Annotated in this window: 14 protein-coding genes; 3 read left to right on the top strand and 11 right to left on the bottom strand. The window is 68.7% G+C overall.

Features of this window, described 5'->3' with window-relative positions:
• Positions 1–32: 32 nt before the first annotated feature.
• Together groES and ACX80M_RS01745 are read right to left on the bottom strand one after the other, a co-directional pair.
• Positions 33–329 carry a co-chaperone GroES gene (gene groES / locus ACX80M_RS01750; protein WP_018773735.1) on the bottom strand — a complete coding sequence of 99 codons (297 nt, stop codon included), beginning with the start codon at positions 327–329 and terminating at the stop codon, positions 33–35.
• A gap of 209 nt (positions 330–538) precedes the next feature.
• The gene (locus ACX80M_RS01745; protein ID WP_459308500.1) at positions 539–922 is read right to left on the bottom strand and encodes a hypothetical protein; all 384 of its coding nucleotides are present in this window, start codon (positions 920–922) and stop codon (positions 539–541) included.
• Between the two features lie 55 nt (positions 923–977).
• Between ACX80M_RS01745 and ACX80M_RS01740 the strand changes: the two genes are divergently transcribed.
• Positions 978–2,219, top strand: a complete 1,242-nt coding sequence (locus tag ACX80M_RS01740; protein WP_252614184.1) for a class I SAM-dependent methyltransferase — start codon at positions 978–980, stop codon at positions 2,217–2,219.
• Positions 2,220–2,229: 10 nt separating this feature from the next.
• Here the strand turns inward: ACX80M_RS01740 and ACX80M_RS01735 are convergent, their stop codons facing one another.
• Both ACX80M_RS01735 and ACX80M_RS01730 read right to left on the bottom strand, forming a co-directional pair.
• Positions 2,230–3,048 carry a shikimate 5-dehydrogenase gene (locus tag ACX80M_RS01735; RefSeq protein ID WP_459308498.1) on the bottom strand — a complete coding sequence of 273 codons (819 nt, stop codon included), beginning with the start codon at positions 3,046–3,048 and terminating at the stop codon, positions 2,230–2,232.
• 101 nt (positions 3,049–3,149) lie between these two features.
• A complete protein-coding gene (locus ACX80M_RS01730; RefSeq protein WP_459308542.1) occupies positions 3,150–4,601 on the bottom strand; it encodes a glycoside hydrolase family 3 N-terminal domain-containing protein in 1,452 nt (483 codons plus the stop codon).
• A gap of 341 nt (positions 4,602–4,942) precedes the next feature.
• Here ACX80M_RS01730 and ACX80M_RS01725 point away from each other — a divergent pair, with 341 nt between their 5' ends.
• Positions 4,943–6,094, top strand: a complete 1,152-nt coding sequence (locus ACX80M_RS01725) for a glutamate--cysteine ligase (protein WP_252614182.1) — start codon at positions 4,943–4,945, stop codon at positions 6,092–6,094.
• A gap of 57 nt (positions 6,095–6,151) precedes the next feature.
• On the opposite strand, the gene ACX80M_RS01720 is transcribed toward ACX80M_RS01725, so the two are convergent.
• The 6 genes from ACX80M_RS01720 to ACX80M_RS01695 all read right to left on the bottom strand — a co-directional run bounded on the left by ACX80M_RS01720 (position 6,152) and on the right by ACX80M_RS01695 (position 11,565).
• On the bottom strand, positions 6,152–7,312 hold the full coding sequence (locus tag ACX80M_RS01720) for a tRNA (adenosine(37)-N6)-threonylcarbamoyltransferase complex transferase subunit TsaD (protein WP_252614181.1): 1,161 nt from the start codon (positions 7,310–7,312) through the stop codon (positions 6,152–6,154).
• Positions 7,309–7,845, bottom strand: coding sequence for a ribosomal protein S18-alanine N-acetyltransferase (gene rimI, locus ACX80M_RS01715; protein ID WP_252598657.1), 537 nt, complete (start codon positions 7,843–7,845; stop codon positions 7,309–7,311). Before rimI ends, ACX80M_RS01720 begins: the two co-directional genes overlap by 4 nt.
• Positions 7,846–7,847: 2 nt before the next feature.
• Positions 7,848–8,519, bottom strand: a complete 672-nt coding sequence (gene tsaB / locus ACX80M_RS01710; RefSeq protein ID WP_459308495.1) for a tRNA (adenosine(37)-N6)-threonylcarbamoyltransferase complex dimerization subunit type 1 TsaB — start codon at positions 8,517–8,519, stop codon at positions 7,848–7,850.
• A complete protein-coding gene (gene tsaE / locus ACX80M_RS01705) occupies positions 8,519–9,097 on the bottom strand; it encodes a tRNA (adenosine(37)-N6)-threonylcarbamoyltransferase complex ATPase subunit type 1 TsaE (protein WP_459308540.1) in 579 nt (192 codons plus the stop codon). The genes tsaB and tsaE overlap by 1 nt, the downstream gene beginning before the upstream one ends.
• Positions 9,098–9,114: 17 nt before the next feature.
• A complete protein-coding gene (alr, locus tag ACX80M_RS01700; RefSeq protein WP_252598353.1) occupies positions 9,115–10,395 on the bottom strand; it encodes an alanine racemase in 1,281 nt (426 codons plus the stop codon).
• A 78-nt stretch (positions 10,396–10,473) separates the two neighbouring features.
• Positions 10,474–11,565, bottom strand: a complete 1,092-nt coding sequence (locus tag ACX80M_RS01695; protein WP_252608936.1) for a carbohydrate kinase family protein — start codon at positions 11,563–11,565, stop codon at positions 10,474–10,476.
• A gap of 70 nt (positions 11,566–11,635) precedes the next feature.
• Between ACX80M_RS01695 and ACX80M_RS01690 the strand changes: the two genes are divergently transcribed.
• On the top strand, positions 11,636–13,078 hold the full coding sequence (locus ACX80M_RS01690; RefSeq protein ID WP_459308492.1) for a family 4 glycosyl hydrolase: 1,443 nt from the start codon (positions 11,636–11,638) through the stop codon (positions 13,076–13,078).
• On the opposite strand, the gene ACX80M_RS01685 is transcribed toward ACX80M_RS01690, so the two are convergent.
• Positions 13,075–13,599, bottom strand: coding sequence for a GNAT family N-acetyltransferase (locus ACX80M_RS01685; RefSeq protein WP_459308490.1), 525 nt, complete (start codon positions 13,597–13,599; stop codon positions 13,075–13,077). The two genes, ACX80M_RS01690 and ACX80M_RS01685, sit on opposite strands and share 4 nt — an antisense overlap.
• Positions 13,600–13,631: the final 32 nt, after the last annotated feature.

Here is a 13,631-nt window from a genome sequence, read left to right as displayed (position 1 = left end):
GGGACGGAACAGCAGTACGGGGATCCAAAGAGTTACTTTACGACGATCGCCAGAACGTCGCGGGCGGAGAGCACGAGGTACTCGGTGCCACCGGTCTTGACTTCAGTTCCGCCGTACTTGGAGTAGATAACAACGTCGCCAACGGCAACATCGATCGGAACGCGGTTGCCGTTGTCGTCAAAGCGGCCGGGGCCTACTGCAACAACTTCGCCTTCCTGCGGCTTCTCCTGTGCGGAGTCCGGGATAACCAGGCCGGAAGCCGTGGTCTGCTCGGCTTCGAGCGGGCGGACAACAATACGATCCTCAAGAGGCTTAATAGAGACCGACACTCGGACCTCTCCTTCTACGTCAGCAAATTCATGGACAGTTGAGCTGCTTCGCCGTGGCTGGCAAACCGTCGTCGCGGTGCCGGCAGCAGCCTGGCTGGCAGCTCTTCATGTGTTAGCACCCTCCTAGGGAGAGTGCTAATGATGACTCTATGTATTGGTTAGCACTCGGTCAAGGCGAGTGCCAGAATTATGTCGCTGGCGAACAGCTGTTACCGGCCGGTGAGGTCTTCGAGATCGACGTCCTCGTCGCCGTCGTCCCCTTCCTCAACGGCGCCCCGCCGCAGGTACATCACCACGGCGCCGCCCACGGCAGCCAGCAGCGAGACCACCAGCAGGATGATGCCGCCTATGCGCGCCCCGGCGTAGAGGCCGCGGATCTCCTGTGCCTCGTCCGTGGCATCCTGGATGTTCTTGCCGCCCACGGAGTAGACGGTGGCGTTGAACGTGTCCAGGAGGAGGATGATTACCAGCAGCGCGACGCAGACCACGGCCACTGCGGATCCTGCAATCAGCGCGGGGCGGGCAAACTTCACCAGGTCCGGCTCTCTTTCTTGGGGTAGTCCGGACGGCTGGGTGCCTGCGCTGTCTTCCATGCCTTTAACCCTAGCGGGAACTGGCCGCCGGGCTACCTCCACTAGGCTTGAACCCATGGCTCAAGCACCGCAGGACCAGATCGCCCCACTGCTCACGAGCGAAGGCTGGGAGCTCCTGGCGTCCCTGGGCCCGTACCGCGAGGACAAGTCCTTGGAGCTCAACGCGGCCCTCCGCAAGGCCGGGCACTCCCCTGCACTGGTCTCCGCCGTCCTCACCCAGTCCCGGCTGCGCACCAAGGCGGAGCTGAAGTTCGGCGAGTTCGCCCGGAGCATGCTCTTCACGCAGGCCGGGCTGGAACAGGCCACGCGTCTCACGGTGGCCGCCAGGCATGCCGAGCGGTTTGCGCAGGCCGGTGTCCGCCACGTGGCCGATCTCGGCTGCGGCCTTGCCGCAGACTCCCTGGCCCTGGCTTCGATGGACATCACGGTCACGGCCGTGGAAATGGACGAAACCACGGCCGCCTGCGCCACGGTCAACCTGATCCCCTTCCCCAACGCCACCGTGGTGCACTCCGACGCCACCACCGTCCCGTTGGACGGGGTCGACGGCGTCTGGCTGGATCCCGCACGCCGTGTCACTTCCACCTCGGGTACCAAACGGATATGGGATCCTGAGGCGTTTTCACCGCCGCTGTCCTTTGTGGAATCGCTCGCCGCCACCGGGCGCGCCGTTGGCGTCAAAATGGGCCCCGGCATGCCGCACGAGTCAGTTCCCGCCGGCTGCGAAGCGCAGTGGGTATCGGTGGGCGGCGACGTCACCGAAGTGGCCCTGTGGTTCAACTCCGTGCGCCGGCCCGGAATCCGCCGTGCGGCGCTGCTGCTCGGCCCGCAGGGTGCCGCCGAGCTGACCAGCGCCGAAGACTTCGACGGCGGTCCCGCCGCGCCGGTGGGTCCGGCAGCGGGCTACCTGTATGAGCCCGATGGCGCGGTGATCCGCGCCGGCCTGGTGGCCGACGTCGCGCTTCAACTGGGCGGGCACCTGCTGGACGAGCACATCGCCTACATCTGCGCTCCGGAGCTGGTGGACACGCCGTTCGCCCGCGCCTACAAGGTCCTGGAAGTGATGCCGTACAACGTCAAGGCGCTCAAGGCCTGGGTGAAGGAGAACGGCATCACGGTGCTGGACATCAAAAAGCGCGGCACCTCGGTAACCCCGGAGGAACTGCGCAAGCAGCTGTTCGCCGGAAGCAAGGTGGCCGGGAAAAAGGCCGGACAAAAAACAGCCACCCTGGTCCTGACCCGCATTGGGGAGGACCGGGTGGCCATCTCGGTGGAACCTGTCCAAACGTTGTCCTAGTGGGCGCGTCCTACTGGGCGCGCATGAAATCCTCTGCCGCCCGGACCTGCTCATCGGTGGGCCGGACACCGGTGTAGAGCACAAACTGCTCGAGCGCCTGGATGGTGGCCACTTCGGCGCCGGTGATGACCTGTTTCCCGGCGCCGCGGGCCGCCTTGATCAGCGGCGTCTCCGCGGGCAGCGCCACGACGTCGAACACCACTTTGGCTGCGGCGATCGCATCTTCCGGGTAGGACAGCGAGTCCAGTTCCGGGCCCCCTGCCATACCGATGGGGGTGACGTTGATGATCAGGTCTGCCGTGCCGCCGTCGAGCGTTGCCCGCCACTGGAACCCGTACTGCTCTGCGAGCGCCCTGCCGGTGTCTTTGTTCCGGGCGATGACGGTGACGTCCGTGAAGCCGGCGTCCCGCAGGGCAGCGACGGTGGCCTTGGCCATGCCGCCGGCGCCCTGGACCAGCACCGAGTAGTCCGTGGGCACGGCGTTGCTTGCGAGGAGCTGCTCGATGGCGGTGTAGTCGGTGTTGTAGGCCTTCAGATGCCCATCAGTGTTCACGATTGTGTTGACCGAATCGATGGCTTTAGCGGAAGGATCCAGCTCATCCACGAGGGCCATCACGTCCTCCTTGTACGGCATGGACACCGCGCAGCCGCGGATTCCCAGGCCCCTGACGCCGGCGATCGCCTGGGCCAGGTCGGTGGGGGCGAAGGCCTTGTAGATCCAGTTCAGGTCCAGCTGGTCGTAGAGGTGGTTGTGGAACCGCGTCCCGTTGTTGCTGGGCCGGGCCGACAGCGAAATACACAGGGTCATGTCTTTATTCAGAATGGGCACCTGTCCATTAAACCCGTCTCGCCCAACTAGGTAGCGCTATCTGTCGTTTTGAGGTCTCAAAACGACAGATAGCGCTACCTAGTTGGGGTGGGTACTTTTCGTTACGGGCAGCCTGTCCCGGCCGGATAGCTTCCGACGGCGGCGGGCAGCTTTCCCGGGGCAGTCGCCTTGCCTGCCAACACGGCAACAAGGGCGTCAAAGGCGCCAGGCGTGCGGCCGTACAGCGCAATCTTCACCGGGGCAGTGGAATCCTGCAGCGGCCACGGCGCATCCAGTGCCACAGCGATATCGCCCCCAACCGGCCGACCGGCGTAACCGATGAGGCTGACCAGGGGGCCCGCCCCGGTGCCGAGCCCGGCCTTCGCTGCGGCAGCCTCAAACCGCGCCCGGTCCTGCGCTGATCCTCCGGCAATCCGGATGCTTCCCTCGACGATTGGCACGCCGCAGTGTCCGGACAGCACCGTGACGGCGGCCGCGGAGACCCGCGCCGAGGTGTCGGCGCCGCTGCCGGGGGCTGCGCTGGCGGGGGCCGACCGCGCAGGCGGCGACGTGACGCGGCCGCGCCAGGTCATCATGGTGGCCACGCGGACAGCTGCTTCGTCCAGGCGGGCCGCCGGCAGTGTTCCGGCCGCGACAGCGCTAACGACGGCTGCGTGGGCCTGCCCCACGTCCGTGGGCATCAGGAGCAGGTCCGCGCCCGCGGCGAGCGCCGCCGTTGCTGCGGAGCCTCCCGGGTATTGCTGCTGGACTGCGCCCATGTTGAGGGCATCGGTCACCGCCACACCCTTGAAGCCCATGCCGCGCAGCGCAGCATAGGTGGGGCCGGACAACGACGCCGGGACGCCGGGTTCCAGGGCCGGTACGGCGATGTGCCCGGTCATGACCATGGGCATACCGGCGGCGATGGCCGCCCGGAACGGCTTCCAGTCCCGGGCTTCGAGTTCTGCGATGCTCGCGGGCTGCACCGGGAGGTCCTGGTGCGAGTCAACGGTGACGGAGCCGTGGCCGGGGAAATGCTTGACGGCGGGCAGGACGCCGGCCTCCTGCATGCCCTGGGAAAACGCCACCGCCAGTGCTCCCGCCGCGTCCGGGTTGCCGGACATTGACCGGGCACCGATGGTGGGATCTGCTGGGCCGATGGTCACGTCCGCATCGGGGGCGAAGTCCACCGTGAAGCCCAGCGACGCGATCTCCGCGGCCAGAGCGCGGCCGGCGTCCTTGGCGAGTGGCGCATTGCCGGCAGCCCCGTAGCTCAGGGCCGTTGGCCATTCGGTCAGGGGCGCACCCAGCCGCGCCACAATCCCGCCCTCCTGGTCCACGCCGATGAGCCCGGGCCAGGGCCTGCCGTCGGCCTTGGCGGCCTGGGCCAGCCGGGCGTTGACAACACCCATGGCAGCCGGATCCGCCTGACCGCGCGCGTCGAGCGGAATGTTGTCGCCCATAATGATGGACCCGGCCAGATGGAGGCGTTCAATGGTGCCGGCCTGGGCTTCGGCGTCGGTACCGGCGTATACCGGCATCAGCACCTGGCCGGCCTTCTCCTCGACCGACATCGCCGCCACTGCGGCCGCGGCGGCATCCTGGTCCCGCTGTTCGGGGCCCCAGCCCAGCGGCAGCAGCCCGGAGTCAGGTGAGGGAGAAGCGGACGGAGGTGCCGTCGTCGGCCGCTCTGATTCCGGGGTTGAGGCCGGTGCAGGGCCAGAGGCCGCCGGGGCGGTGGCGGGAACCGCCGTGCAGGCAGTCAGGGCGGCCACGGCAGCGGACGCAATAAGGAGAGTGGTTTTGTGAATACTGTCACGGGTCCAAAGGAACAAGGCCATCAAGACGATGCTACCCCTGCATTAGACTTGAAGGCGGCGCGTGCCCAGGGATATCTGAACAGTTAGGGGAACGCATGAAGATTGATTTCGCTTCATCGAAGCAATCAACTCTTGGTGTGGAATGGGAGCTTGCCCTGGTGGACGGCCAGACCGGCGAACTGGCATCAGTGGCCAACGAAGTACTCAGCGGCGTCGTCGCCAAGCACCCCGAACTCAACGAAGACGACGAACACCCGCACATCAAGCAGGAACTCCTGCTCAACACCGTGGAACTGGTCACCGGCATCTGCGAGACCGCCGCCGAAGCCAAAGAAGACCTCAGCCGGTCCCTGGCCGCGGTGCGCGAAATCACCGACCCCATGGGCGTGGAGGTTTTCTGCGCCGGCAGCCACCCGTTCAGCCCGCCGCAGTTGCAGCCCGTGACGGACAAGGCCCGGTATGCCAAGCTGATCGACCGCACCCAGTGGTGGGGCCGGCAGATGGTCATCTACGGCGTGCACGTCCACGTAGGCCTCGACCGGCGCGAAAAGGCACTCCCCGTGCTGGACGGCCTGGTCAATTACTTCCCGCATTTCCAGGCGCTCTCGGCGTCGAGCCCGTTCTGGGGCGGCGAGGACACCGGCTACGCGTCGCACCGGGCCCTGATGTTCCAGCAGCTGCCGACGGCGGGCCTGCCCTTCCAGTTCCCGTCCTGGGACGAATACGAGTCCTACGTCCAGGACATGTTCACCACCGGCGTGATCGACGCCCTGTCCGAGATCCGCTGGGACATCCGGCCCGTTCCGAACCTCGGCACCATCGAAATGCGCATCTGCGACGGCCTGGCCACCCTGGAGGAGGTGGGCGCGATTGCGGCGCTCACCCAGTGCCTGGTGGATGAATTTTCCACGACCCTGGACAACGGCGGCACCATCCCCACCATGCCGCCGTGGCACATCCAGGAGAACAAGTGGCGTGCCGCCCGCTACGGCATGGAGGCCATCATCATCCTCGACGCCGCCGGCAACGAACAGCTGGTCACCGACCACCTCCTGGAGACCCTGAACCGGCTTGAGCCGGTGGCAGCGAAGCTCGGCTGCCCCGACGAACTGGCCGACGTCGAGAAGATCATCCGCCGCGGCGCCGGGTACCAGCGGCAGCGACGCGTCGCTGCAGAGCACGGCGGCGACCTGCAGGCCGTGGTGCTGGACCTGGTCAAGCAGATGCGGAACGGCCCGACGGGGTAACGCAGTCCCTGCGGGGTTTCGACAGGCTCAACCGGCGGAAGCTTCGCGGCAGTCGGGTCAGGCCAGGAGTGAGACCGCGGTGACGGGCATCGAGGAATCCGGGGCGAAGCGGATGCCGCTGGGCCCGATCCCGGCCATCACCAGCTGCGCACCGAGGGCCGCCACCATGGCGCCGTTGTCCGTGCACAGGTCAAGCGGTGGCACGTGGAGTCTGATTCCGGCGGACGCACAACGCTGGCCGGTGAGTTCGCGCAGCCTGGAGTTGGCCGCCACGCCCCCGCCCAGCAGCACGTCCTTGATGCCATGCTCCCGGCAGGCCAGGACGGCCTTGGACGTGATCACATCCACCACTGCTTCCTGGAAAGCTGCGGCGATGTCGGCCACCGGCACGTCTTCGCCGCGGGCCTCGAATTGCTCGACACACCGCGCCACCGCCGTCTTCAAGCCGCTGAAGGACCAGTCGTAGCGGTGTTTTCCAGGCTCCTCGGCGGTGCCCATGTACTTGGGCTGGCTGAGGCCGCGCGGGAAGCGGATGGCTTTGGCGTTGCCGGTGCGGGCCAGCCTGTCGATGACCGGGCCGCCCGGGTAGCCGAGGCCCAGGATGCGGGCCACCTTGTCGTATGCCTCGCCGGCGGCGTCGTCGATGGTGGAGCCGAGGAGCTGGACGTCGCTGGTGATGCTGTGGATCTTCAGGATTTCGGTATGCCCACCGGAGACCAGCAGGGCGCCCAGGTTTTCCGGGAGACGGCCTTCGTGGCCGAGCCCAACCGCAAGGCTGGCGGGACGGCCGGCGGTGCCGCTGGCCCCACGGCCGGCGGCAGCTCCGCCGTCGGACTTCCCATCCAGCAGCCCGACGCCGACGTGCGCCACCAGGTGGTTGATGGCATACAGCGGTTTTCCGGTGGCCACGGCGAGGGCCTTCGCGGCGCAGACCCCCACCATCAGTGCTCCTGCGAGCCCCGGCCCGGAGGTGACGGCAAGGGCGTCCACGTCCTCCAGCGACACGTCGGCGTCGGCCAGGGCCTGGCGCAGGGTAGGCACAAAGGCGTCAAGGTGCGCGCGCGAGGCGATCTCGGGGATCACGCCGCCGAAGCGTACGTGCTCGTCCATCGAGGAGGACACCGTGTTGGTGAGCAGCGTGGTGCCTCGGACGATGCCGACGCCGGTTTCGTCGCAGGAGGATTCGATGCCCAGCACCAGGGGCTGCGAGCGGTTCATGGCTGGCCTGCTTCTGTTGTGTGATCCTGGGCTGGTGCGGGGTCAGCTGACGCTGGGTCGGCAGTGGCTTCGGGGACCAGCTGCAGCCGCATGATGAGGGCGTCAACGCCGTCGCGGTAGTACCCGCGGCGGACGTGGATCTGTTCGAAGCCGAACCGCACGTACAGCTGCTGCGCCCGGGGGTTGTCCGCGCGGACCTCCAGGAGGACGTCCGCCGCCCCGCGGAGACCGGCTTCCGTGATCAGCCTGTTCAGGAGCGTAGAGCCTATGCCCCGGCCTTCGCATTCAGGCACGACGGCGATGGTCTGGACATCCGCGATGGGCTCGATGCACATCAGGCCGGCGTAGCCCACTATCTCGCCGCCGCTTTCCGCCACCAGGTAACGGCGCGTTTCCGGCTGGGACAGTTCGGACAGGAACATGTGCAGCGGCCACGCGTCCGCAGGGAACAGCCGCTGTTCGAGGGCGTCCACGGCGGGCACGTCCTTCAGGGTCATGTCCCGGAAAACCACTCCGTCAGCGCTGGTCGGCATGCTCACAGGGCCCGCTTCCGTGGGCCGGGGACCTGGGCGTCCGATTCCCGGAGGTACAGGGGTGTGGAGTCGAGCAGCTGCCCGCCGGCTGCCAGCCGGGCCAAGGCGAACTGTCCGAGGTAGAGGGCGTCCGGTTGTTCGTTGCTGAATCCCGGGTCTGCGCGCAGCACGTCACTGTAGAGTCCGGCGCCGGCGCCGTAGGCCGGGAGGTCCGGCAGGTCGGCCGCGAAGCTGACGTGCGGGCCGTCCTCGAGCTGCGGCAACTGGCCGTCGGCGAGGCTGTACCGCGCCCAGTAGACCTCTTTGCGCCGGGCATCCGTGACCACCAGGAATTCGGCCGCGGCATCGGTGGACTCAGCCACTTGCAGTGCCACGGCGTCCAGGCTCATCAGCCCGTACAGCGGTTTGTCCCAGACGAAGGCGAGCGTCCGGGCGGTTGCGATCCCCGAGCGCAGGCCGGTAAACGGGCCGGGGCCCACGCCTGTCACGATCGCGTCAATGTCCCCGCCGGTGACGCCCGCAGAGGCCAGCAGGTCCTCGATGCCGGGTGCAAGCACTTCGGCGTGGCTGCGCGTGTCCTCGGTGGAGAAGCTGGCCACCACGCCTTCGAGGGCGTCGTCCGAGACGAGTGCGGCACTGGCCACGGCGGACGTGTCGATGGCGAGAATGAGCATCAGGGTGTCCCTTCGATGGCGCCGCCCAGAGCAGGCTTGGTGCTCCAGCGGGGACCAAACCCGCGCAGCACGATAGTGCGGGGTTCGTCGAAGTCCTCGGTGTCAAAGTCGAGGATTTCGGTGTGGCCGGGCATTGGTTCCGCGGCGCCTATGGCGTCCAGCCCGATCGCCCGGTGCAGGTCCACTTCCAGCCGGCTCTCGCTCAGGTGCTCCACCCGGCCGTGCCCCCATTCCACCACGGTCACGGACGAGTCCAGCGTGTTTTCCAGGTCAATATCGTCAATTTCCGACGCCGATCCCAGCCGGTACGCGTCCACGTGCACCAGGTCCGGGCCACCGGGCCGCGGGCCGTCGGGCAGGTTGGGATGGATGCGGACCAGGACAAACGTGGGCGAGATGATTCCCGCGCGCACGCCCAGGCCTTCGCCGAGCCCCTGCGTGAAGGTGGTTTTGCCGGCCCCCAGCTCGCCGGTCAGCACCAACAGATCCCCGGCCTGCAGCTCCGCCCCTAAAGCGGCACCGAGCGCGTGCGTCTCATGCGCCGTCGTGACTCTCCGCGTCTGTTCCCAGGTGGGCATCTCTGCCGGGAGCACGCTCACGGTGTTGCCTGCCCGGCGTCGGGATTGCCGATGGCAGAACGCCCGGCGCCAGGAACGTCGCCGGCTGGGCGGCTGCCGGAAGGCTCGACGGCGGGACTTTCGTTGATGACCCGGCGCGGCACCCGCGGGCTGATCCGGGTCACGATCTCGTAGTTGTTGGTGCCGGCGGCGACCGCCCAGTCGTCCGCCGTGGGCCCGCCGTCGTCCCCGTTGCCGAACAGCACCGCCTCGGCGCCGAAGAGGTCTGCGCCGGCGGGGCCGATGTTGCCGAGGTCGATGACCATCTGATCCATGGCGATGCGCCCCACCACGGGGTAGGTCCGGCCAGCCACCCGGACGGGACCGCCGGTGGCAATGCGGGGCACACCGTCGGCGTAGCCCAGCGGGATCAGCGCCAGGGTGCTGGGGCCGCTGGTGCGGTAGCGCAGGCCGTAGGAGACGCCCTGCCCGTCGGGGACCTGCTTGCATTGCGACACCAGGGTGCGCAGCGTCATCGCGGGCCGGAGGCCCAGTTCGGCGGACGTCTGGCCTTCGAAGGGCGAGAGGCCGTAGATGCCCAGGCCCACGCGGACCAGGTCAAAGTGAGTATCGGGGCGGGACAGCGTGGCGGGGGTGTTGGCCAGGTGACGGACTTCAGCGTCCACGCCGGCGTCCTCGGCCACAGCCAGCACCTCGCGGAAGGCCGCCAATTGTTCATCGGTTTCCGGCCGTTCGGGTTCATCTGCCACGGACAGGTGGGAGAAGATGCCCACCACGCGCAGGAGGCCCTGGTCCTGGTACTCCATGGCTTCGCCCAGCAGCTGGTCCCAGGCATCGAGCGCTACGCCGTTCCGGCCCAGGCCCGTGTCCACTTTCAGGTGGATCCGCGCGGGACGTTCCTGGTCACGCGCGGCGGCCACAATCCGGTCCAGTTCCCAGCCCGAGCAGCCGATGTCGACGCCGGCAGCCACCGCTGCGGCGAAGTTGCTTTCCGCCGTGTGCAGCCAGGCCAGCAGGGGGGCGTCGATGCCCGCGGCCCGCAGCGCCAGCGCCTCGGAGATGTGCGCGACCCCCAGCCAGGACGCGCCGGCTTCGAGGGCGGCCCGGGCCACCGGAACCGCGCCGTGTCCGTAGGCGTCGGCCTTCACCACGGCCATGACCCTCGCGGGTGAGGCCGCGTCTGCCAGCCGCCGCACGTTGTGGCGGATGGCGTCCAGGTCAATGACGGCGGACCGCTCGTACTGAGGATCAGGTCCTGAGGCCGCGCGGAAGTCACCGGTCGTTACGGGATAAGTCACCCTAGTGATTCTAGTGCGGGGGCCCGGGCCGGGATAATCGCGCCGCGTTCCCGGCGCACGGTTCAGGGCGCCACGGCGTCAGGCGTCGGACAGGTGCGCGATGGTGGCGGTGGCGCGGCGCTGCGCTGCCAGCGGGACGTCGCTGATAATGTCCGCCAGGAAACCGAAGCGGCGGAGCCACTGGCTGCTCTGGCGTTCGGGCCGGGAGTTGGCCCGCTTCCACCAGTCCGCGATGTCTCCCCAGCCGGGCGCTGCCAGCGAACCGCCCACCTCCTGCACGGCCAGGGAGGCGCAGAGGTTGGCGAAACGGAGCCGGTTGCCCAGCGGCCATCCGGCCAGGCTGCCCACGATGAAGGCTGCATCAAAGCAGTCGCCGGCTCCGGTGGGATCAAAGGCAGTCACCGGCAACGACGGCACCCACTCCTCCTCACCGGTTTCCGAGTCAACCGCCATGGCACCCTGCGCCCCGAGCGTCACCACTGCAACGGGCACACGGTCCGCCAAGGCATAGAGTGCGGACCACGGGTTGTCCTTCCCCGTGAAGGCCATGGCCTCCCGCTGGTTGGGCAGGAAAGCGTGGAAGTACTGCAGGTTTTCCAGCCGGACCGGTGACCACTCGCCGCTGGGGTCCCAGCCCACATCCCCGAACAGTTTGACGCCGGCCTGGTGGGCGGCGACAGCCCAGGGTTCAATCTCGACGTCGAGCTCGGCAATGCCCGCGAGCGCCGGCGGGGGCGGACCGATCAGTTCCGACGACGTCACGGGCGCCGGGTGGCCATGCGTCACCAGGGAACGGTCGTTGTGGACGCTGAGCGAGACGGTCACCGGGGAATGCCACCCCGGGATGCGGCGCGACAGGCTCAGGTCCACGTGTTCCTGCCCGGCCAGGATTTTCCAGTTGTAGTCTCCGTAGCCGTCGTCGCCGAAGGCGGCTGCCAGTCCCGTGCGCAGTCCCAGCCTCGCCGCGGCAATTGCCTGGTTCGCGACGCCGCCGGGGCAGCTGCCCATGCCCTCGCTCCAGATTTCCGTGCCCGGCTCGGGCGCGTGGGGCAGTCCCGTGAAGATGATGTCCTGGAAGACAGTGCCGGCCAGGAGGAGGTCGAACCCGCCGTCGGACGGTTTCCGGAGGGCAGAGAGCGGGTCGAAGCGGCGGTCCGGGATGGCGTCCATGTCCGGCACACTACGCCCTGCCGCGGCCCCACGGTAGGGGCGCGCCCGGCGCCCGCCTAGACTGCTGACTATGCGGCTTATGATTGCCGGCGGCGGCGGATTCCGCGTGCCGCTTGTGTACCGGGCGCTGGCGTCCGGCGCGTTTGCGGGGCTGGTCAGCGAACTGGTGCTGTTCGACGTCGATCCCGACCGCCTCCGCGCCATCACCGCGGTGCTGCGCGCCATGCCCGAGTCCGACTGCGGCGCTGCCGGAGGCCCCACCTCCGGCCCGAACGCAGGTGCCAAGGCCCCCGCCGTCCACACCACGACGTCCCTGCCGGAGGCCCTGGCGGGTACAGACCTGGTGTTCGCCGCCATCCGCCCCGGCGGCACGGCCGGCCGGATCAGGGACGAACGCGTGGCCCAGGACCTTGGCCTGCTCGGCCAGGAAACCACCGGCGCGGGCGGCATTTCCTACGCCCTGCGCACCATCCCGGAAATGCTGCACCTGGCGCGGCAGATGCGGGAGTTCTGCCCGGACGCCTGGCTGATCAACTTCACCAACCCGGCCGGCATGGTCACCGAAGCCCTGCTGCCGGTCCTTGGCCGGCAGGTCATCGGGATCTGCGATTCCGCGGGTGGGCTGGTGCACCGGGCGGCCCGCGCCGCCGGCCTGACGCTGCCCGACGGAACGCTCGACGGCGTGGACTACTACGGGTTGAACCACCTGGGCTGGCTCCACCGGCTGGAGTCCGGCGGCCAGGATCTGCTGCCCGCACTGCTGTCAGATGCCGCTGCCCTCAGCACCTTCGAGGAAGGCCGGCTCTTCCCGCAGCCGTTCCTCCAGGACCTGGGCGCCCTGCCCAACGAATACCTCTATTACTACTACCAGCGGGACAGCGCCGCGGCGGCCATGCGCGCCATGGCCCAGACCCGCGGCGAGTCCATCCACCACCAGCAGGCCGAACTCTATCCGCGGCTCGCCTCAGCCGGGGCGGAGGCGTACACGCTGTGGGACGCCGCCCGCCGCTCGCGGGAGGAAGGCTACCTCGCGGAGGCGCGGACCCACGGCGAGCAGCGCGACGAGGACGACCTCGCCGGCGGCGGCTACGAACGCGTCGCCCTGGCGGTGATGCGCGCGTTGGCGGGAGCCGGGGACGCCCAGCTCATCCTCAACACGCCCAACACGCTTCCGTCCGGTCCTGGCGGGGCGACCGCCCCCGGCGGCACCACCCCGGAACCGGCCATTCCGGGACTGCCGGCGGACGCCGTCGTCGAGGTCCCCTGCACGGTAACGCCCGACGGCGCGGTGCCGCTTACGCAGTCAGCCCCGGGACCGGAGCAACTCACCCTCCTCCAGCGCGTCAAGGAGGTGGAGCGGCTCACCGTCCGGGCAGCGACGCACGGAGACCGGGCGGCCGCCGTCGACGCTTTCGGTCGGCATCCCCTGGTGGATTCCCCCGCCCTGGGGGCACAGCTCATGGCCGGCTACGAGCACGCGTTCCCTGCGCTGCGCGGGCTTTGGCGCGGCTAGAGCTTCCGGTACATCACGTGCAGGCCCACGTATCCGAGCGTGGGGTGGTTGAACGCCTCGGGGATGGTGGCGAGGATTTCGAAGCCCATCCCCTGCCAGGCGGCCACCGCGCGGACATTGCTTTCCACCACGGCGTTGAACTGCATGGCCCGGAAGCCCGCGTCCCGTGCCGCGTCCAGGGAGTATGCGCACAGGGCCCGTGCCACGCCTTTGCCGCCGTGGCCGCTGTGGACCATGTAGCCGGCGTTGGCCACGTGGCTGCCCGCGCCGCCCTGGTTGGGGTGCAGTTCGCCGGTGCCGATCACGCCGCCGTCGGGCGTCACGGCCACAAACGCCTGGACGGGGGCATCCTTGAACCAGCGGGCCCGGGCGTCGGCCTCAGTTGTGTCCCGGTCCCAGGTGAACGTCTCGCCGGACCGGATGACGGGCTCCAGCACGGCCCACATGCCGGGCCAGTCGGCGTCCGTGGCGGGGCGGATCGAGTATTCCGCGGAACTGTGCGGTGTTGTGGCTGCATTCACACGCGCCACGTTAGCAGCCGGCCACGTGCCGG

Source organism: Pseudarthrobacter sp. MDT1-22 (genome assembly GCF_054511035.1).
The sequence above is the reverse complement of the archived record's forward strand: the minus strand, read 5'-3'. Positions and strand labels throughout refer to the sequence as shown.

Excerpts from the sequence above, each read along its gene's own strand:
- ACX80M_RS01745 (WP_459308500.1), bottom strand. The coding sequence starts at position 922 with ATGGAAGACAGCGCAGGCACCCAGCCGTCCGGACTACCCCAAGAAAGA.
- ACX80M_RS01740 (WP_252614184.1), top strand. The coding sequence starts at position 978 with ATGGCTCAAGCACCGCAGGACCAGATCGCCCCACTGCTCACGAGCGAA.
- ACX80M_RS01730 (WP_459308542.1), bottom strand. The coding sequence starts at position 4,601 with ATGTCGGTCGAGGAGAAGGCCGGCCAGGTGCTGATGCCGGTATACGCC.
- ACX80M_RS01725 (WP_252614182.1), top strand. The coding sequence starts at position 4,943 with ATGAAGATTGATTTCGCTTCATCGAAGCAATCAACTCTTGGTGTGGAA.
- ACX80M_RS01720 (WP_252614181.1), bottom strand. The coding sequence starts at position 7,312 with ATGAACCGCTCGCAGCCCCTGGTGCTGGGCATCGAATCCTCCTGCGAC.
- rimI (WP_252598657.1), bottom strand. The coding sequence starts at position 7,845 with ATGCCGACCAGCGCTGACGGAGTGGTTTTCCGGGACATGACCCTGAAG.
- tsaB (WP_459308495.1), bottom strand. The coding sequence starts at position 8,519 with ATGCTCATTCTCGCCATCGACACGTCCGCCGTGGCCAGTGCCGCACTC.
- tsaE (WP_459308540.1), bottom strand. The coding sequence starts at position 9,097 with ATGCCCACCTGGGAACAGACGCGGAGAGTCACGACGGCGCATGAGACG.
- ACX80M_RS01695 (WP_252608936.1), bottom strand. The coding sequence starts at position 11,565 with ATGGACGCCATCCCGGACCGCCGCTTCGACCCGCTCTCTGCCCTCCGG.
- ACX80M_RS01690 (WP_459308492.1), top strand. The coding sequence starts at position 11,636 with ATGCGGCTTATGATTGCCGGCGGCGGCGGATTCCGCGTGCCGCTTGTG.